Source organism: Caballeronia sp. Sq4a, assembly GCF_023170545.1.
In the GTDB taxonomy this organism is placed as follows: Bacteria; Pseudomonadota; Gammaproteobacteria; order Burkholderiales; family Burkholderiaceae; genus Caballeronia.
On record NZ_CP084252.1, the window covers coordinates 113,222 to 132,997 of the forward strand.

Below are 19,776 nucleotides of genomic sequence, written 5' to 3' on the forward strand. Positions count from 1 at the left end.
CTCGATCGAAGAGCGGGAACAGCGGCGTGCGACCCGGCACGTGCGCTAAGTCGCGGCTTGAATACAGAAGCTAGCAGCGGACGATGACGATTAGACTAAAGCTGCTTACGGCAACCGCCAACCGACGAGTGCAGTGACTTTGTGCTGAATCAAGATCATGCGCATTAAAGGCGGCACAAGCCGCGCGTAGCAATGCCTTGACTCATCCGGCGTGGCGAAGCTGCAATCGGGTTATTGCAACAGGCCTCCTGCGAGTCATGCAAGTGTGTTTTCTCCTGACGCCCCGGTATTTTCTTCTGAAGGTGCTGAACAGAAACGCCCTTCGATACGTAGTTAGCCTAACGTCCATATCGTAGTGAGCCACTACTTAAGTCGATGCTGAGCGCTTCGCACATCGGTCTTCACGTGCCTGAAAGACAAGCGCTTGACGTAGATTAACTTCGGAAAAACGACGTCGCCTTACGATCGAACCGACGGTCGAGAATCGCGTGTGATGGTCGACTTGAGCACTAGCAGTGAACTCGCCACTGCGGCGGAACACGACGAAGGAGGCACCTGGACAATGAATCGCTATTCAGGCTTGGTACCGGAAAAGACACAACAAGCGCCGCCGACGGCAGAGGAAATCCTGCGCGATACGCAAAACTTTTCCCTGGTACTTGGCGGGCCGCTCTTCCAGCTTTTTCGCAAGGCTCACATAGCCGATGATGCCTTGGATCTCGTTCGTCAGCGGATCCTCGTCATCTCGCTTGTCGCATGGCTGCCGCTGCTGGGGCTTTCCGCGCTGGAAGGGCATCTGTGGGGCCATTCGGTGGCGATTCCGTTCTTGCTGGATATGGAAGTCCATATTCGCTTTCTCGTGGCCGTGCCGTTGTTGATCCTCGCCGAGCTCGTCGTTCATCGGCGCCTGCGCCCGATCGCGCGTGCATTTCTCGACCGGCACATCATTCCGGAGGCGTCCGTCACGCGCTTTGACGATGCAATCCGGTCCGCATTCCGGCTGCGCAATTCGGTGCCCGCGGAGCTGCTACTGATCGCCCTGGTGTACGGCGTCGGAATCTTCATTGTCTGGCGCCAATACACCGCCCTGCAAACGACGACCACATGGTACGCCGTCCCGGGCGCTAGTGGATTGTCGCTCTCGCTGGCAGGAATCTGGTACGGCTATGTGAGCGTGCCTATCTTTCAGTTCCTGCTCATCCGATGGTATTTCCGGTTGTTCGTGTGGACGCGTTTTCTGTGGCAGGTATCGCGCATCGAACTCGACCTCGTTCCCGCACATCCTGATCGCGTAGGCGGCCTGGGGTTTCTTGCCAACACCGTCTATGCGTTCATGGCGCTGCTGGTTGCGCATGGTGCGATGCTGGCCGCGCAGTTCGCGAATCGCATTTTCTTCGCCGGTGCAGCACTGACGGAGTTCAAGGCAGAAACCGGCGCGATGGTCCTCTTTCTGCTTGGCCTGGTCTTCGCCCCTTTGTTGGCTTTCGCGCCACAGCTGGCCAAGGCAAAGCGAACGGGTTTGAGTGAGTTTGGCTCGCTGGCGGAACGTTACACGCGGGAATTCGACGCCAAGTGGCTGAAGAGCGGTTCACGTTCAGACGAGCCGCTAGTGGGAAGTGCAGACATTCAGTCGCTGGCGGATCTCGCCAATAGCTTCGACGTCGTTCGGACGATGCGCATTGCTCCAATCACACGCGATGCCATTGTACGGCTCGGCGCTGCGGTGCTTGTTCCGATTGTTCCGCTCGCATTGACAATGATGTCTCTTGAAGATTTGCTCAAGCGACTCTTCGGATTGGTTTTTTAGGCTGCGAGCATGCATGCGGGGGCAGTGTCGTGTGCGAGCCAGGACGCGGGCGATTTCGTGCAGTGCATGCGGCATGGGTTCATTTGATTTGCGTCTGCTTCATGTCTCGAGCAACAGCGCGAAGTTGCTGCTCGAAGCGCAGCAGCAGACGAACATCGTTCGTCGCTGCACGCCTCATGTTTGAAGATAGGTTGCATGGAAGGAAAATCCATGTGCCGTGACTCATGACTCGCCGACTGCGAAGCGTTGACACCGACGCTCATTCCGCGATGCCCCGCGTCGCAGGACGAGCGGCCAGTACGCTCGCGCTGCGCTGCGTCGAGGCGAACGCTAGCAAGGCATAGCCAGCATCATTTGCGGCCTCGCACCGGCGAAATAGTCCCGAATAACCCGTTCGCCTCTTCGTTCGGACCTGCCGAAAAGTAAAGGGTGTCCGAGTTCGAGTTGCGCCCGCCGCCCAGTGAAAGCGCCCACAAACCGTCGATGGTCAGCGGATTGCCATATACATCCTCCAGCTGATCGACGAAGGCACCGTCGTTGTTGAACACATTGATCCGTCCATTGCCGAAGTTGCCGATCAATATCTTGCCGCTGAAAGGACCGAAGTCGAACGAGGCGCGGGTGACGCCCCAGGGAGAATTCAGCGTGCCGCGGCTGGCGAAGCGACGTAACAGATGGCCATCGGTATCGAACACATCGACGAAGCCGCGGCCGTCGCCGGCGACGTCGTCATGCTTCTGGTCATCTTGCTGGGCATAGGTGACGAAAAGATCGCCGTCGATATTGCTGATGCCGAAAGGCGCATAGCCCGCCGGCATTTGTGGATCGACGAAGCCGCCGTCTGTCGACGCGCTCATATAGCGGCCGTTGACTCCGCCGCTGGGCCCGAAGACATCGATGCGGCCGGACCGGAAATTCGTGGCGAAAAGAAAGAGTCCCCTTTTGTTGACGCCGAACGCGAGGCCCTTGTAGACGGCGTGATTCGCGACGGACGGTACGGCTGAATTGTCCACCGCAAGCACGGCGTTGTTCGCAGGACTGAGGCCGCCGGCCCAGGCAGCGAGTGTGCCGTCTTCGGTCGAGAAGATGAAAGCCGCGGGGATAGTCGTTCCAGGGACAAGAAACGCCGCCGAGGCGTTCCACACCATTCCTGTCGGTGCAGCCGGCGCGGGAGTCGGTGAATTCTTTTGGACGACCGGGCGGCATGCGCTAGACGGTATGACGCCTCCGGGAAGAGGAATGACAACTTGCAAAGGGACTTTCGTACCTTCGCCGTCATACAGCGTGGAGCAGCCCGTAGCGTTGTCACTGATCCAGAAAGGACTGCCTGCAGGGCTGAACGCGATGCCCCAGGCGTTGCGCAGGACGCCGTCCACTTTCGGTGCCGCGCCTGCTACGTTCGAGACGAGCGGCCTCACGACATATGCGTCACCGTGGTCTGCATGAACGGTCGTAAAACCGCTGGCGACGGCGATCGCCACTGCTGCTTTCAGACATCCAGAGAAATGAGACATGACACCCTCCTTGGCTCGACTGACGAGACATGCTCCTCGAATAGAGCTGAAGCAAGGTAAACGGGGTGACGTTTCCAATATTCCAGAGCATGCGAAGGCTTTAGCGAATTCCTGTCGTCCGTTCGGGCGGTTGGGATGGAAAGCCGCGAACGCTTCGTGTGAGTTATTAGAACCGCTACATATATACGAATATCCGGACACGCCGGAGCCATAGAAAAGATAGGCGCGCGCGGAATGAATTCGGTGTCCGGCACGTTCATATACAAGCTGCACGTGCCGCAGGATGCGACGAGGGGCTAGCCATGAAAGTCAGGCAGTATCAGTGGAATCGTTTGATGATGACCGTCGCGATGGTTCTCCCGTTCAATGCCGTGGCGAACGAGACGATCCATGTCGCATTGGGCGACGACTCCATCCGGCTCGACACGGATAGAGCGAGAGCAGGACGCGTCTCGTTCGAAGTAACGAATGTGGCGAGAAGCGGAACCGTTCACGAATTCGTCGTCTTGTCGACGAACATCGACGAAAGCCGGTTGCCCGTCAGGAATGGTCAAGTGGTGGAAGGGCAGCTGAAAAAAATGGGCGAAGTAGAAAACGTTCACAACGCATCGAGCAAGCGTCTGTCATTGAACTTACGGCCAGGGCGATACGTGCTGATTTGCAATATGCCCGGCCATTACGCGATGGGAATGCATAAGACCCTGACGGTCTTGCCTTCATCGGGACACGACGCGCAGGCTCATGAAGCGTCGAATGAGGTGAAGTAGTCCATTAAGTTTGGAGATTCGGGACTGAGTCGACGTGCAAGGCTGCTCCGTTCACGACCCTTGTTGGCCCGACGCTTCCGCGAAGGCGAGGCGGTGCGGGTTCGAGGGTCGATGCGGCCAACATTCACGTCGGCGAGCCAGGCGTGAGCAGCGCTTGCTGCTCGCATAGGCATTGAGACAAGAGCGAATCGTCGTCCATGAAGTAAGAAGCCTTAACAAAATGAGCGAAGGGGCTGTTAACTCTCGATGAATGCTGTTAACCTTTTCATTGTTTCGACGACGAAAAGGACATGGCCAAGCCGATACTCGACGACGAACTGTGGGCACTCATTGAACCGCTGCTGCCCCCGCCCAACCCACGACGAACCCGTTACCCAGGGCGCAGGCCGCTCCATAATCGTGCGGTGCTCACGGGCATCCTCTTCGTCTTACAGACGGGCCTGCGTTGGGACCTATTGCCTCGCGAGATGGGCTGCGGCAGTGGCATGAGTTGCTGGCGTCGTTTGCGTGACTGGCAGGCCGCCGGCGTCTGGGAGCAGTTGCACGAGGTGCTGCTTGCGCGATTGCGCGCAGCCGACCAAATCGACTGGTCTCGCGTCATCGTCGATTCCTCCTCAATCCGCGCTGTGGGCTCAGGTCAAAAACAGGACCGAATCCCACAGACCGCGCGCGACCCGGTTCAAAGCACCATCTCATCACCGAGGCCCAGGGTATCCCGCTTGCGGTGATACTGACCGGCGCCAACCGAAACGACGTCACTCAACTTCAATCGCTGGTCGAGGCTATTCCGCCCATCAGCGGCAAGCGTGGCAGACCGCTATCGAAGCCTCGGGTCGTTCAGGGCGACAGAGGCTACGACCACGACAAATACCGACGTCCACTGCATGCCGCCGGCATTGCAACCGAAATCGCTCGACGCGGTCAGCCTCATGGAAGCGGGCTGGGCAAAACACGCTGGGTCGTGGAGCGGACCATTTCGTGGCTTCACAACTTCCGCCGACTGCGCATCCGCTTCGAACGGCTCGCTTTCATACACGAGGCTTTCCTCAAAATCGCTTGCTGCATCATATGCTGGCGGCAGCTGCAAAAGTCATTCTGTTAACGCCTCTAAGTCATGGGACCATCGCCGTGTGCCAGCGCATAGCAGCCGGCGCACAGCACGATCAGAAACAAGATGCCGATGATTACGCGTGTCATCGCAGTCCTCCCAGGGCGGTTCAATTGCGCGATTGCGCGATCCGACTGTCAAGCGCGTCAGCGCATGAGCAGAAGATAGGACCAACGCGCGCATTGAAACAGTCGCTATTCGCGGGGTGGGCTATTCCCCGCAATAGGAGGGACGGGACTTGTGGAGCGACCTTGCGCACTGGCGAGAGCGCTCGACGGCGAGATCAGCGACGGTAGTTAACGATAGAGGTAACTAGCGGCTGTCTCGTCGGAACATGAACGGGGGCGCGGACTGCCCGAGGCCGGCGTAGTCCGCATGTGCTTTTGCGTCGCCGCATACGGCCACGATGCGGCCCCCGCCGTTCATTGCATGCGCATTCTGCGTCATGTCGCCGTACGGCGACAGTTCTGCGAAACATCGTCGCACGGCGCCGCGAGGCTGGCGCGCGGCGCGTCTTCGGCAGACTGGCCATACAGTTCCGCCACCTTGCCGCTCGCGATGCCTTGCCCGAGCTTCTGCAAATCGAGCGACGTGTCCTTCGCGAGCAGCACGTAGGCGAGGCGGTTGGTGCGCCATGTCACAGTCTTCATCTCGCCGACCTGCTGCGTACGAACGGGCTCATCGCTCTTCGCTTCTTCGATCACGCAAAGCGCGACGGGATCGCCGCGTTCAGGCAGATAGACCATTTGAATGAGCGGCCGGTCGTGATAATTGAGCCGCTGCACGCGCTTGAACTTGAGTCCCGCCTGCCGCAAGTCAGGCACGTTCACCGGCATGCCATCGCGCTGATGAATGTCCGCGAGAACCTGCTCCGTGCTCACCTTGTCTTCGCGAATGTTCGCAACGGTATCGCGTCCGTATAGCACCTGATAATCCGCGACGCTGCGAACCCACGGATCAACGCCGGGCTTCAGCGGATTCATCCCGCCGAGATAACCCGTCAGCACGCCGGAGCAGATGGCGCCCGCGACGAATGCAGCGGCTGCCCACTGCATCGGAAAGCGTCCGCTCGCGCGAGCCGGACGGCGCTTTTGCGCGGTGGTCACGCTGACGAGCTCGTCGATGCGGCGCGTTAGACTCTCGGGCACCGGCGGCACCGGACGACGTTCGTATGCGGCGCGATACGGAAGCACGGACGCCTGAAGCGCGGCCACACGGCCCGCGAGATCGTCCGAATGCGCGATGGCCGCTTCGACTTCCGCGCGTTGCTCCGGCGCGAGTTCCCCGTCGACATAGGCCATCAGCAGTGTGTCGTCGACATTCATCATATGGATTCCCCTTTTTGTCCTTTCTGTGCCGCAGCCGGCGCCTGCACGCCGAATTGCTGACCAATCGTCAGCCGAGCGCGGGAAAGCCGGCTCATGACCGTGCCGATGGGCACGTCCAGCACGTCGGCGGCCTCGCGATAACTCAGGCCTTCGATCGCCACCAGCACCATGACGACGCGCTGCGCTTCGGGCAACGCTTCCACCGCGTTGAATACCTGGCGGTGCATCAAATCGACTTCCGGATTGTGCCCGCCCGGATCGGCCAACGACTCGATTTCCTCGTCCTGCCAGTCCATGCTGCCGCGGCTGCGTATCGACCGGGAGCGCAACTCGTTCATCCACGTCGAATGGACGATCGAGAAGAGCCAGCTCAGCGTCGACGTGCCCGGCTGCAACTGATTGCGCCGCTCCAGCGCCCGCACGCAGGCTCGCTGGACGAGATCCTCGGCGTCGTGCTGGTTCTGCGTGAGCCTGAGCGCGAAGCGCCACAGGCGCGGCAGCAGTGTCGGCAGGACGGCGGGCAGGTCGTCGTCGTTCATCGGGGCAGCTCCTGGTGTCGGCGCGCTCATGATTGATAACACCCGAGCGGCCCGCTTATTCCAGGGCTTTTTCGATTTTTTGTGCGGAATAAGCCGGCGAGTCCGGCTGTTTTCGGGTCACTGCTCGCGCAACGAAGCGCACTCGAAAGAACGAATAGGAGACAGATCATGGCGACCCTCCTCGACCAAGCCCGGCAATCAGGCAGAACGGTCATGCGAAACACGTGTTTCGCATGCACACGCTTTCTTAGCATAGTCGGTCCCGAACCGATGCGCGAACGCTTCACGCAAGCCGCCGGCAAGCAAGATTCGACCTGATTCGATGCTTTCCCGATGTGGCAGAAAGCACGCCGCGTACTTAGGAAACCGAACGAATCCGCACCGCATCGACCTCTTTCGCGCTCGAACGACGCGATTTCACCGTGCCGTAACACGCACATTCATTACCTGGAGACTGACATGGCTGTAGACATTTTCATCAAGCTCGGCGACATCAAGGGCGAATCACAGGACTCGGTTCACAAGGAAGAGATCGAAGTCCTGAGCTGGTCGTGGGGCTGCGCGCAGACGGGCACCACGCACAGCGGAACGGGCGGCGGGACGGGGACGGCATCGGTGCAGGACCTTTCGTTCAGCAAGTATCTCGACAAGAGTTCGCCGACCATCGCGCAAGCCTGCTGTCAAGGCGCGCACATGCCCGAGGTCGTGCTCACCATGCGCAAGGCGGGCGGAAAAGAGCCTGTGGAATATATGAAGATCACGCTGAACGAAGTGATCATCAGCACCTATTCGGTCGGCATGAGTGGTGGAGACCAGGCTTCGGAAAACGTCTCGCTGAACTTCGCCAAGTACAAGGTCGAATATCAGCCGCAGGACAACAACGGCGCTAAGAAGGGCGGGGTCGTGACCGGCAAGTGGAACGTCCCCGAGAACAAGTCGGAGTGACCGACGAGCACGCCGCCGTAACCTTCAACGCATCGGGACATCGACATGAATCACGCCGATATCGCTGGCTGGCTCACCGACATCACGCCGCACGCACCCTGCGGCGACGACGAGGAATACAGCGCCGACTTCCGTGCGCTCGAAGAGGCGGTGGCGGGCAAGCCCGATGCGCAATACGGCGGCGTCGTGATCGCGGCGACGCCGCCCGACTGGGCGCTCGCGCTCTCGCTTGCGAGGACGCTCTTTGCGCGCACGCGTGACTTGCGAGTGGCCGTGCATTACACGCAGGCGAGCACCGCACGCGAGGGCTTCGAAGGACTGGCGCGCGGCCTCGCGTTGATCGAAGGCTTGCTCGATACGCAGTGGGGCAGCGTCCATCCGCAACTAGACGATGCCGATGGCGACCCGACCGCGCGAGTCAATGCGCTCTCGGCACTTCTCGATGCCGCAGGGCTCGCCGGCGCGCTGCGCGATGTGCCGTTCGTCGCGCCGCGCGGTCATCGCGCGTTTGCGTTACGCGACCTCGAAGTGATGGCGGGCGAGTTGCCGCTCGCGGAGGGCAGCGAGATGCCGAGCATGGCGACCATCGACGCCGCTTTCGCGCTCGCGGGCGCCGAGGCTGCGCGGGCCACATGCGATGCGCTGGCGTCGGCGCGGGCTTCGCTCGTGCGGATCGAGTCGCTGCTGACCGAGCGCGTCGGGCCGGCGCGGGCGCTGGACTTCGGCGCATTGGCACGGCCGCTTGCCCGCATCGACGAGTTCGTCGCGGCCCGCGTTGCGGCGCTCGATCCACAGGTGATGCGACGGGGCGGTGCGATGGAGACCGACAGCAGTGAAGAGGGCAGCCATTCCGGATCGGCAGCGCATGAGCCGGCCATGCCCGGAATCGCCATGGCCCCGCGCATTGCCAACGCAAGCGACGTGGTCGACACGCTCGATGCCATCTGCGCGTATTACGCAGAACACGAGCCGTCGAGCCCGCTGCCGGTCCTGCTGCAGCGCGCGCGAAGGCTGGTCGGCAAGAGCTTCATCGAGATCATCGAGGACGTCGCGCCGGATGGCGCGCATCAGTTCAGGCATCTGGGCGGCGTCGAATGAGTAACCCAGTAATCTAGTTAGATATCCGAAGGAAACCCATCATGGCTAAGGAAAGCAGTCAGAAATTCATCGCGCGCAATCGGGCGCCGCGTGTGCAGATCGAATACGACGTCGAAGTCTACGGCTCGGAAAAGAAGGTGAACCTGCCCTTCGTGATGGGTGTGCTCGCGGATCTCTCGGGTCAGCCGGCCGAGGCGCTGCCGAGCGTCGCGGAACGCAAGTTCCTCGAAATCGACGTGGACAACTTCGATGAACGCCTGCGCTCGGTCAAGCCGCGCGTGGCGGTTCAGGTGCCCAACACGCTGACGGGCGAAGGCAACGTGGCCGTGGACCTGACGTTCGAGTCGATGGACGACTTCACGCCCGCCGCGATCGCGCGCAAGGTCGAGCCGCTGCGGCAGTTGCTGGAGGCGCGCACGCAGTTGGCGAACCTTCTCACGTACATGGACGGCAAGACCGGCGCCGAAGCGCTCATCGCTCGTCTGCTGGAAGAACCCGGACTCATGCGCGCATTGTCCGCCGAGCCGCGCCCGAGCACGTCTGAAACCGAAGCGCCCAACCACGGAGCATGACGCGATGAACGATCTCAGCATCCACCCGCAGGCCGCCACGGACGTCGCATACGGACAGGCCGCGCCCGAAGTGAGCGACTTCTCCGCGCTCCTGCAAAAGGAATTCAAGCCGAAGTCGGAGCGGGCCCGCGAAGCCGTTGAAAACGCGGTGCGCACGCTCGCCGAACAGGCACTGCGCGACACGCAAGTGATTTCCGGCGATGTCCTCGCGACCATCGAGGCGCTCATCGCGCAGATCGATCAGGCGCTCACGGCGCAGATCAATTTGATCCTGCATAGCGAGCCCTTCCAGAAAGTGGAGAGCGCGTGGCGCGGCCTGCACTACCTCGTGAACAGCACGGAAACGGACGAGTCGCTCAAGATTCGCGTGCTGAACATCTCGAAGCCCGAGTTGCACAAGACGCTCAAGAAGTATCGCGGTGTCGCGTGGGATCAGAGCCCGCTCTTCAAGAAGCTCTACGAGGAAGAGTACGGCCAGTTCGGCGGCGAGCCGTATGGCGCGCTGGTCGCGGATTACTACTTCGACCATAGCGGCCCGGACGTGGACCTGCTCACGCAAATGGCGAAGATCGCCGCGGCGGCACACGCGCCGTTTATCGCGGGGGCGGACCCGGCTGCGCTGCTGATGGAATCGTGGCAGGAACTCGCCAATCCGCGTGACCTGACCAAGATTTTCCAGACGCCGGAACATGCTGCATGGCGCTCGCTGCGCGACTCCGAAGACTCGCGGTATATCGGTCTTGCCATGCCGCGCTTTCTCGCGCGCGCGCCGTATGGCGCAAAGACGGACCCGGTAGAAGCATTCGACTTCGAAGAAGACACCGCCGGCGCGAACAGCAGCCATTACGTGTGGGCGAACGCATCGTATGCGATGGCGGCCAACATCACGCGCTCGTTCAAGACCTACGGCTGGTGCTCGCGCATTCGCGGCGTGGAATCGGGCGGCGCGGTGGAAGGGCTGCCCGTGCATGCCTTTCCGACGGACGATGGCGGCGTCGACATGAAGTGCCCGACCGAGATCGCGATCAGCGACCGGCGCGAGGCGGAACTCGCGAAAAGCGGCTTCATGCCGCTCGTGCACAAGAAGAACTCGGACTTCGCCGCGTTCATCGGCGCGCAGTCGCTGCACAAGCCCGCCGAGTACGAGGACGCGGACGCCACCGCGAACGCCAACCTCGCCGCGCGCCTGCCGTATCTCTTCGCGTGTTCGCGTTTTGCGCATTACCTGAAGTGCATCGTGCGCGACAAGCTCGGTTCGTTCAAAGAACGCGACGACATGGAGCGCTGGCTGCAGAACTGGATTCTGCAATACGTCGATGGCGACCCTGCGCATTCGTCCGACGACACGAAGGCGCGCAAGCCGCTCGCGGATGCGCAGGTCGTTGTCGAGGAAGTGGAGGGCAATCCGGGGTACTACACGTCGAAGTTCTTCCTGCGTCCGCATTATCAGCTGGAAGGCCTGACGGTGTCGCTGCGGCTCGTCTCCAAGCTGCCGACCGCGAAGACCGCGTAAAGCACGCACCCTGACCACGACGAGAGGAACCCGCCCATGTCCGATCCGACCACGCGCGACCGCCTGCAACCGTCGCTGCTCGACCGCCTGACCGATCACGAACCGCACGCGCGAACCGAACCGCGCGAGCGTCGCGTGATGTCGTCGCGGGCGCTGCGCGAGAGCGTGCGGCGCGACATCGGCTGGCTGTTGAATGCAAGCGGTCTCGCGGCCCGCATCGATACGGCGGGTTTCCCTCACGTGGCGACGTCCGTCCTCAACTATGGGCTGCCGGATCTTGCCGGATGCAACGTCGCGGCGCTCACGCCGGGCGCGGTCGAGCGGCTGATCCGCGATGCGCTGTGGGCCTTCGAGCCGCGGCTCGCGCGCGAATCGGTGCGCGTCACCGTGATCGACGACGCGAAGAACAGTGCGCGCGGCCACGTGATCTGCTTCGAGATCGAAGCGCAGATGTGGTCGCGGCCGTACCCCGAGCGGCTGCATCTGCGCACGGAGCTGGATCTCGAAGCAGGCGAAGTGCGCATAGCGGACGCCGCGCCCGCGCGCAGTGTCCACGGCGAAACGGGCGCGGAGGTGCAGGCATGAACCCGGCATTCCTCAAGTACTACAGCCAGGAGTTGCGGCATCTGCGCGAAATGGGCGGCGAATTCGCGGCCGCGTTTCCGAAGGTCGCGGGACGGCTCGCGCTCGACGGCCTGGAATGCGCGGACCCGTATGTCGAGCGGCTGCTCGAAGGCTTCAGCTTTCTCGCGGCGCGCGTGCAGATGAAGCTCGACGCCGAGTTTCCGCGCTTCACGCAGCATCTGCTGGAGATGACGTATCCGCACTATCTGGCGCCCACGCCTTCGATGGCCGTCGTGCAGTTGATGGCGGATCACGCGAACCCGCAACTCGCGGCGAGCGCCAATGGCATCGTGGTGCCGCGTCATACCGTGCTGCGAAGCATGCTCGACGCGTCGTCGTCGACGCGCTGCGAGTTCCGCACCGCGCACGCGGTCACGCTTTGGCCGGTCGAAATCGCGCAGGCGAAGTTCGTGACGCAGGGCGCTTCGGCGAGCGCGAAGGTCGCATCGAGGGCCGCGCTGCGCCTGCGGCTGCGCGCGACGGGCACGCTCGGCTTCGACCGCCTCGCGCTCGACCGTCTCGTACTGCATCTGCGCGGCGCGGACGGCCTCGCGCTGCGCATTCACGAGCGGCTGCTTGCCGGTTGCGCGGGCGTCGCCGTCGTGCAGCCGGGCAAGAACGGCGCGGCCGATACGACGCTCGCCGTGCTGCCGAAGACCGCGCTGCGCCCGCTCGGGTTCGCCGAAGACGAGGCGCTCTTGCCGGTCAGCCAGCAATCGTTCGATGGCTACCGGCTGTTGCAGGAGTATTTCGCCTTCGCGCCGCGCTTTCTGTTCGTCGAGATTGCCGGCTTGCGCGATGCGCTGCGCCACTGCCGCGAACGCGAAGTCGAAATCGTCGTGCTGCTCGATCAGACCGATGCGTCGCTGGAACGCGCGGTCGATGCAGCGCATTTCGCGCTGAACTGCACGCCCGCGATCAACCTGTTTCGCCGCCGTACCGACCGCATCGCGCTCACGCATACGGACTTCGAATATCACGTCGTGGTCGATCGCACGCGGCCGATGGACTACGAGATCCACCATATCGAGGACGTGACCGGCTACGGCTCGGGCGCAGAGACGCAGCGGGCGTTCAGGCCGTTCTACTGCGCGAAGGACCTGGACGCGCCGGGCGAGGGCGGCGCGTTCTACCAATTGCGCCGCGAGGCACGGCGCGCGTCGGTGCGCCAGCAGCGCGACGGCGCGCGCAGCGGCTATCTCGGCAGCGAGGCGTTCATCGCGCTCGTGGATGCAGCGAGCGCCCCGCTCGACGGCGACGTTCGGCAACTCGGCATCACCGCGTGGTGCACGAACCGCGACCTGCCGCTTGCGATGCCGCTCGGCGCGGGCACGACCGACTTCACGCTCGACGCCGAAGCGCCCGTGACGGCGGTGCGCTGCCTCGCGGGTCCGAGCCGGCCGTTGCCTTCCTTCGCGCAAGGTCCGGCGGCGTGGCGGCTGCTGGATCATCTGTCGCTCAACTATGCGTCGCTCGTCGATCACGACGCACAGCAGGGCGCGCGGGCGCTGCGCGAATTGCTCGCGCTCTACTGCCCGGCCGACGACGCGGCGGCGCTGCGGCAAATCGAGGGATTGCGCTCGGTGTCGTCGGAGCCGGTCGTGCGCCGCCTGCCGTCGCCGGGGCCGATCGTGTTCGGCCGTGGCCTCGCCGTCACGCTGAATTTCGACGATGCCGCGTTCGAAGGCGCGAGCGCGTTCCTGCTCGGCGCGGTGCTCGCGCAGTTCATGGCGCAGTACGTGTCGATCAATTCGTTCGCCGAGACCGCCGTCGCGACGCTCGCGCGCGGTTGCATCATGCGCTGGCCGCACAGGAGCGGACGATGCCCGACGCTCTGAACCTCGACGCCGTGCTCGCCCGCGACGCGCGCCGCTTCGACTTCTTTCAGGCGCTGCGGCTCATCGAACAGATGAACGCCACGCGGCCGCGCCTCGGCCGTTCGGCGAGCCCTCGCGACGACGCGGTGCGCCTTTCGCAGGAGCCCGAACTGATTTTTCATCCGACGACGCTCGGCGGCTACACGCCGGGCGAAGGCGGCGAGCCGGGGCGCCTCGCGGTGAATTTCCTCGGCCTGCTCGGCCCGAACGGACCGCTGCCGACGCACCTCACCGCGTATGTCCGCGAACGCGCGCGCAACGCGAACGACCCGACGCTCGCGCGCTTTCTCGATGTCTTTCATCACCGGATGCTCTCGCTGTTCTACCGCGCATGGGCCGACGCGCAGCCGGTCGTGAGCGCGGACCGTCCGCAGGAAGACCGCATCGCGGATTACGTCGGCAGCTTGTTCGGCCTCGGCGCGCCGGGCATGCAGGACCGCGACGCCGTGCCGGACCACGCGCGCCGCCATTTCGCGGGCGTGCTCGCCGCGCCGACGCGCCACGCGGGCGGCCTGCGGCTGATTCTGGCGCGCTTCTTCGGCGTGCCGGTCGCCATCGAGCCGTGGCGCGGGCACTGGATCGCGCTGCCCGCCGATTCGCTCGCGCGGCTGGGCGATGCGCGGCTCGGCGTGTCGGCGGTGGCCGGCACGCGCGTATGGGACTGCCAGCACAAGTTCCGCATCGTGATCGGGCCGCTGTCGTACGCCGATTTCCTGCGCTTCCTGCCGGGCGGCGCAAGTCTTCGCAAGCTGCGCGACTGGGTGCAGAGCTACGTGCGCGATCCGCTCGACTGGGACGTCGCATTGCATCTGAAGCGCGACGAAGTGCCCGCGCTTCGCCTCGCGAGCACGCCGAAGGGCGGCGCGCGCCTTGGCTGGACGACGTGGCTCACGAGCGGCGCGCCGGTCCATGACCATCGGGTCGTGATCGCGCGAACTGCGCGCACGAGCCACATCGAGGAGACGCTCCATGACTGAGATCAGCCGCCAGGCCCTGTTTGGCAAGCTGCATCCCGTTGCGTATCGCGCGATAGAGAACGGCACCGCGTTCTGCAAGCTGCGCGGCAACCCGTATGTCGAACTGGCGCACTGGGTTCATCAGATCCTGCTCGCGCCGGATTCCGACCTGCAACGGCTCGTGCGCGCGTTCGAGCTGGACGAAACCCGGCTCGCCCGCGACCTGACCGCCGCGCTCGACCGCCTGCCGCGCGGCGCGAGCTCGGTATCGGATATCTCGGCGCAGGTGGACGAAGCGGTGGAGCGCGGCTGGGTCTTCGGCTCGCTGATTTTCGGGGCGGCGACCGTGCGCACCGGGCACCTCGTCATCGGCATGTTGCGCACGCCGAACCTGCGCAATGCGTTCTTTGCGCTCTCGCGCGAGTTCGAGAAGATCGGCTTCGACGCGCTTTCGGCGCGCTTCGACACGCTGCTCGACGGTTCGCCCGAAGCGGGCATCGGGAACGCGGCGCATGTCGAATCCGCCGATGCCGCCGCGCCGCTCGCCACGCCGCTCGCCGCTCACGAGGCGCTCGACCGCTACACCGTCGATCTGACCGCGCAGGCGCGCGATGGCAAGCTCGACCCGATCGTCGGACGCGACGCGGAAATTCGCCAGGTCATCGATATCCTGATGCGCCGCCGCCAGAACAACCCGATCCTCACCGGCGAAGCGGGCGTCGGCAAAACCGCGGTCGTCGAGGGCTTCGCGCAACGCATCGTCGCGGGGGAGGTGCCGCCCGCGCTGCGCAACGCCGTCGTCCGCACGCTCGATATCGGCTTGCTGCAAGCGGGCGCGAGCGTGAAGGGCGAGTTCGAGAACCGGCTGCGGCAGGTGATCGACGAGGTTCAGGCGTCGGCCACGCCCGTGATCCTGTTCATCGACGAAGCGCATACGCTCGTCGGCGCGGGCGGCGCGGCCGGCACTGGCGACGCGGCCAATCTGCTCAAGCCCGCGCTCGCCCGCGGCACGCTGCGCACCATCGCGGCGACCACATGGGTCGAATACAAGAAGCACATCGAGAAAGACCCGGCGCTCACGCGGCGCTTTCAGGCGGTGAAGGTGCCGGAGCCGTCGGAGGCGAGTGCCATCGCGATGATGCGCGGTCTCGCGCGCAAGATGGAGCAGCATCACGGCGTGCAGGTGCTCGACGAGGCGCTGGAAGCGGCGGTGAAGCTGTCGCATCGCTACATTCCCGCGCGGCAGTTGCCGGACAAGGCCGTGAGCCTGCTCGATACGGCCTGCGCGCGCGTCGCGGTGAGCCAGCAGGCGCTGCCGCCTGCCATCGACGATGCGAAGCGCCGCATCGAAGCGTGGCGGCTCGAAAGCGAGATCGCGGCGCGCGAGGCGGCGCTGGGCATGACATCGGCCGAGGACGCACAGGAACGTAGCGCCGATGTCGCCGCGAGGCTCGCAAGCGAAGAAGCACGCCTGAGCACGCTGACCGCGCGCTGGGAAGCGGAACGCGCTCTCGTTTCGCGGATTCTCGCGGCGCGCGCGGAAATCGGCGAACGCGGCGAGTCGTCGATGGAAGCATCGACGGAAGTGCGCGCGGATCTGCGCGAACTCACGAGCCAGCTCGCCATCGAGCAGGGCGAAACGCCGCTCGTGTTGCCCGCTGTCGATGCCCATGCCATCGCATCGGTCGTGCAGGACTGGACCGGCATCCCGGTCGGCCGCATGGTGCGCGACGAAGTGAGAAGCGTGCTCGATCTCGCCTCGGCGTTGAACCGGCGCATCGTCGGCCAGCAACATGCAATGCAGATGATCGCCCGCCGCGTGCAGACCTCGCGCGCCGGGCTCGACAATCCGGAGAAGCCGGTCGGCGTGTTCATGCTCGCGGGCACCTCGGGCGTCGGCAAGACGGAGACGGCGCTCGCGCTCGCGGAGTCGCTCTATGGCGGCGAGCAGAACGTCATCACCGTGAACATGAGCGAGTATCAGGAAGCGCACACCGTTTCGCTGCTGAAGGGTTCGCCGCCCGGCTACGTGGGCTACGGCGAGGGCGGCGTGCTGACGGAAGCGGTGCGGCGTCGCCCGTACAGCGTCGTGTTGCTGGACGAATTCGAAAAAGCGCACCCGGACGTGCACAAGCTCTTCTTCCAGGTCTTCGACAAGGGCCGCATGGAAGACGGCGAGGGCCGCGAGATCGACTTCAGCAACACGCTGATCCTGCTGACGACGAACGTCGGCACCGAACTCATCACGCAGCTTTGCGTGGGGCGGCAACACGTGCCGCCGCCCGACGAGATCGCAGAGGCGCTGCGCGCGCCGCTCCTCGACGTGTTTCCGCCCGCGCTGCTCGGCCGCGTCACGGTGATTCCCTATTACCCGCTCGACGACGCGATGCTCGACGCGATCATCCGCCTGCAACTCGCGCGCATCGGGCGGCGCATCGAGGCGCGGTATCGCGTCGGCTTCGCTTATGACGACGCGGTGACGCGCGAGATCGCGCGCCGCTGCACCGAGCTTCAGAGCGGCGGGCGCATGATCGACGCGATTCTGACCAACACGGTCCTGCCGCGCGTGAGCACCGAATTCCTGAGCCGCCTCGCCGATGGACGCAGCGTCGCGAAAGTGGCGATCGGCGTGAGCGACGGCGAATTGACCTACGCGTTCGATTGAATCGGAAAGGAGCCTGCGATGCCTCAACAAGTCAGCATGGGCGCGACGCTTCAGTGCTCGTTCGGCATGGCGCCGTCGACGCTCGTCGTGTTGCCGACCAACCGCGTGCTGTGCGAAGGGCCGCCCGCCGCGAACATCATGGACCACATACCGCTCGTGAACATCATGCCGTTCGGCATGTGCAACGCGCCCGCGAATCCGGCGGTGGCGGCGGCGACCGCCGCCGCATTCGGCACGCCGACGCCCGCGCCCTGCGTGCCCGCCACCGCGCAGCCGTGGACGCCCGGCGCGATCACCGTGCAGATCGCCAATGCGCCGTCGCTCGACAACCTGTCGGTGTGCCCGTGCAACTGGGGCGGCGTCGTCAACGTGGCCGATCCGGCCACGCGCAAGACCGAGCTTCCCTGACTCTTCCTCGACGAGACCCGTGATGATGCTCACCGACACTCACCGCATCGCCCGCGTCACCTGCGCGCTCGGCGCCGACGCCTTCGTGTTCTACCGCATGCGCGGCCACGAAGCACTCGGCCGTCTCGCGCAATGGGACATCGAACTGCTCGCGGACGACTCGAACGCCGATATCGCGAAAGTGCTCGGCCAGGACTTCTCGTTGTCCATCGAGATTCCGGGCGGCGGTACGCGCGAATTCAATGGCATCGTCACCGCGTTCGAACTGGCGCGGCCCGCCAGCACGAAGCCCAACCGTCCCGCGCTTTTCCGCGCGACGGTGCGGCCGCGCCTGTGGCTGCTCACGCGTGCCTCGCATTGCCGCTTCTTCCACAAGATGACGACGCCGGACATCATCGCGCAGGTGCTCGGCGACTATCACATCGACTTCGAGAACAAGTGTTCCGCTTCGTATCTGAGCCTCGAACACTGCGCGCAGTACCGCGAGACGGACTTCGATTTCGTGAGCCGGCTCGCGGAGCGCGAGGGCATCTATTACTACGTGCGGCATCACGGCGGCAAACACACGCTGATTCTCACGGATTCGCCGCACGTTCACGAGGCGATTCCGCACTACGGCGAGCTTCCGTTTCGTCCGGCAACGAATGCGCCGCGCGAGCATGAATGGATCTATGCGTGGCATGCAGGCGCGCAGGTGCAGACGGGTATCGCCGAAGTGAACGACTACGACTTCGAGAAGCCGTCGCAGAGCGAGCAGCAGGGGCTCGTTGCGCGAGCGAGACGCAGCGAACCCTTCGACTCCGCGCTCTACACGATGCAGGAGCACGCCGTCGGCTATGCGCGCGCCGAGGATGCCGAACGGCGTGCGCGCGTACACGCGGAAGCGCATCAGGCGGGCAATGTCTGCGTGAGCGCCCGCGCGACGGTGCGCGGCATCTGGCCGGGCGGTCTCATGCGGCTCGCCGATCATCCGCTGGCTTCGCACAACGGCGAGTATCTGGTCGTGTCGGCGGACTATTCGATTAATTCGGACGACTATCTATCGACGCTGGACAACGCGGCCATAGCTCATGTCTTCGATTGCGCGTTTCGCGCGCTTCCCCGCGACGCAGGCTTTCGTCCCGAGCGCATCACGCGTCGCGCGACGGTCGCGGGGCCGCAGACCGCGTGCGTCGTCGGACCGGCCGGGGAAGAGATTCATACGGACAAGTACGGCCGCATCAAGGTGCAGTTTCATTGGGAGCAGCTCGCCACGGAAGCTTCGCGCGACTCGCTGCAACGCTGCTGGGTGCGCGTCGCGCAGCCGTGGGCCGGCAAAAGCTACGGCGCGTTCTTTCTGCCGCGCATCGGGCAGGAAGTGCTGGTGCATTTCATCGAGGGCGATCCGGATCAGCCGCTCGTGATCGGCAGCGTCTACAACGCCGCGCAGACGACGCCCTACGCGCTTCCCTCGAAGATGGCGCGCACGACCATCAAGACGAATTCGACCAAGGGCGGCAACGGCTTCAACGAAATGCGCTTCGACGATACGAAGGATCACGAGCAACTGTTCTTTCACGCCGAGCGCGACATGGAGACGTGGGTGGGGCACGACGCGCTCGAACGCATCGGCAACGAGCGGCATGTGATCGTGGAAAGCCACGATGTCGCGCGCTGCGGCGGCAATCGCAGCGATGCGGTCAAAGGCAGTCACAGCGAGCGAATCGGCGGCAAGTGCTCGCTGGATGTCGGCGGCGACACGCAAATGAAAACGGCAGGGAATTTTGCGTTGGGGGTGGGTGTTAACGTCGACATCAAGGGCGGTGCGAACGTGACGATCGAAGCGGGCGCGACGCTCACGCTCAAGGCGGGCGGCAACACCATCGTGCTCGGGCCGTCCGGCATTGCGATCAATGCGGCGGGGCCCATCACGATCGACGGCGCGACGGTGCAGATCAACTGCGGCGGCGCGGGCGCGGCGGCAGGCGCGGCGAGCGCATCGCCCGATGCGCCCGCTGATCCGCGTGAGGCCGACGACGGTTCCCGATGAGCGCCGCTTTCGCCGCTTCACTCATG

16 protein-coding genes are annotated in these 19,776 nt (G+C 64.1%); 13 read left to right on the forward strand and 3 right to left on the reverse strand.

Annotation, left to right across the window (positions count from 1 at the left end; genetic code table 11):
* Positions 1–562: 562 nt before the first annotated feature.
* Positions 563–1,807 (forward strand): hypothetical protein, encoded by a 1,245-nt coding sequence (locus tag LDZ24_RS20125; protein WP_248323877.1) that lies wholly within the window; start codon positions 563–565, stop codon positions 1,805–1,807.
* A 350-nt stretch (positions 1,808–2,157) separates the two neighbouring features.
* Here the strand turns inward: LDZ24_RS20125 and LDZ24_RS20130 are convergent, their stop codons facing one another.
* Positions 2,158–3,321 (reverse strand): TIGR03118 family protein, encoded by a 1,164-nt coding sequence (locus tag LDZ24_RS20130; RefSeq protein WP_248323878.1) that lies wholly within the window; start codon positions 3,319–3,321, stop codon positions 2,158–2,160.
* A gap of 302 nt (positions 3,322–3,623) precedes the next feature.
* Between LDZ24_RS20130 and LDZ24_RS20135 the strand changes: the two genes are divergently transcribed.
* A complete protein-coding gene (locus tag LDZ24_RS20135) occupies positions 3,624–4,088 on the forward strand; it encodes a hypothetical protein (protein ID WP_248323879.1) in 465 nt (154 codons plus the stop codon).
* A gap of 290 nt (positions 4,089–4,378) precedes the next feature.
* Positions 4,379–5,190 (forward strand): IS5 family transposase gene (locus LDZ24_RS20140; RefSeq protein WP_248320663.1). Its coding sequence is split into 2 segments (ribosomal slippage): positions 4,379–4,727 and positions 4,727–5,190, totalling 813 coding nucleotides; the frame shifts between segments, so codons are not numbered across the junction.
* 449 nt (positions 5,191–5,639) lie between these two features.
* Here LDZ24_RS20140 and LDZ24_RS20145 read toward each other — a convergent pair.
* Together LDZ24_RS20145 and LDZ24_RS20150 are read right to left on the reverse strand one after the other, a co-directional pair.
* The gene (locus tag LDZ24_RS20145) at positions 5,640–6,524 is read right to left on the reverse strand and encodes an anti-sigma factor (protein WP_248323880.1); all 885 of its coding nucleotides are present in this window, start codon (positions 6,522–6,524) and stop codon (positions 5,640–5,642) included.
* Entirely contained in the window at positions 6,521–7,063 is a 543-nt protein-coding gene (locus LDZ24_RS20150; RefSeq protein ID WP_248324232.1) for an RNA polymerase sigma factor, read from the reverse strand. The genes LDZ24_RS20145 and LDZ24_RS20150 overlap by 4 nt, the downstream gene beginning before the upstream one ends.
* A gap of 459 nt (positions 7,064–7,522) precedes the next feature.
* Here LDZ24_RS20150 and LDZ24_RS20155 point away from each other — a divergent pair, with 459 nt between their 5' ends.
* Genes LDZ24_RS20155 through LDZ24_RS20200 form a run of 10 tightly spaced genes read left to right on the forward strand, consistent with a single transcriptional unit; the run spans position 7,523 to position 19,750 of the window.
* The gene (locus tag LDZ24_RS20155) at positions 7,523–8,008 is read left to right on the forward strand and encodes a type VI secretion system tube protein Hcp (protein ID WP_248323881.1); all 486 of its coding nucleotides are present in this window, start codon (positions 7,523–7,525) and stop codon (positions 8,006–8,008) included.
* Positions 8,009–8,053: 45 nt separating this feature from the next.
* Positions 8,054–9,106, forward strand: coding sequence for a type VI secretion system protein TssA (tssA, locus tag LDZ24_RS20160; RefSeq protein ID WP_248323882.1), 1,053 nt, complete (start codon positions 8,054–8,056; stop codon positions 9,104–9,106).
* A gap of 41 nt (positions 9,107–9,147) precedes the next feature.
* Positions 9,148–9,678, forward strand: a complete 531-nt coding sequence (gene tssB, locus LDZ24_RS20165; protein WP_248323883.1) for a type VI secretion system contractile sheath small subunit — start codon at positions 9,148–9,150, stop codon at positions 9,676–9,678.
* Positions 9,679–9,682: 4 nt separating this feature from the next.
* Positions 9,683–11,191 carry a type VI secretion system contractile sheath large subunit gene (gene tssC, locus LDZ24_RS20170; RefSeq protein ID WP_248323884.1) on the forward strand — a complete coding sequence of 503 codons (1,509 nt, stop codon included), beginning with the start codon at positions 9,683–9,685 and terminating at the stop codon, positions 11,189–11,191.
* 36 nt (positions 11,192–11,227) lie between these two features.
* A complete protein-coding gene (gene tssE / locus LDZ24_RS20175) occupies positions 11,228–11,776 on the forward strand; it encodes a type VI secretion system baseplate subunit TssE (protein ID WP_248323885.1) in 549 nt (182 codons plus the stop codon).
* On the forward strand, positions 11,773–13,653 hold the full coding sequence (tssF, locus tag LDZ24_RS20180) for a type VI secretion system baseplate subunit TssF (RefSeq protein ID WP_248323886.1): 1,881 nt from the start codon (positions 11,773–11,775) through the stop codon (positions 13,651–13,653). Before tssE ends, tssF begins: the two co-directional genes overlap by 4 nt.
* Positions 13,638–14,669 carry a type VI secretion system baseplate subunit TssG gene (tssG, locus tag LDZ24_RS20185; protein WP_248323887.1) on the forward strand — a complete coding sequence of 344 codons (1,032 nt, stop codon included), beginning with the start codon at positions 13,638–13,640 and terminating at the stop codon, positions 14,667–14,669. Before tssF ends, tssG begins: the two co-directional genes overlap by 16 nt.
* Positions 14,662–17,313, forward strand: coding sequence for a type VI secretion system ATPase TssH (gene tssH / locus LDZ24_RS20190; protein ID WP_248323888.1), 2,652 nt, complete (start codon positions 14,662–14,664; stop codon positions 17,311–17,313). The genes tssG and tssH overlap by 8 nt, the downstream gene beginning before the upstream one ends.
* 18 nt (positions 17,314–17,331) lie before the next feature.
* Positions 17,332–17,721, forward strand: coding sequence for a DUF4280 domain-containing protein (locus tag LDZ24_RS20195; protein WP_248323889.1), 390 nt, complete (start codon positions 17,332–17,334; stop codon positions 17,719–17,721).
* Positions 17,722–17,743: 22 nt separating this feature from the next.
* On the forward strand, positions 17,744–19,750 hold the full coding sequence (locus LDZ24_RS20200; protein ID WP_248323890.1) for a type VI secretion system Vgr family protein: 2,007 nt from the start codon (positions 17,744–17,746) through the stop codon (positions 19,748–19,750).
* Positions 19,751–19,776: the final 26 nt, after the last annotated feature.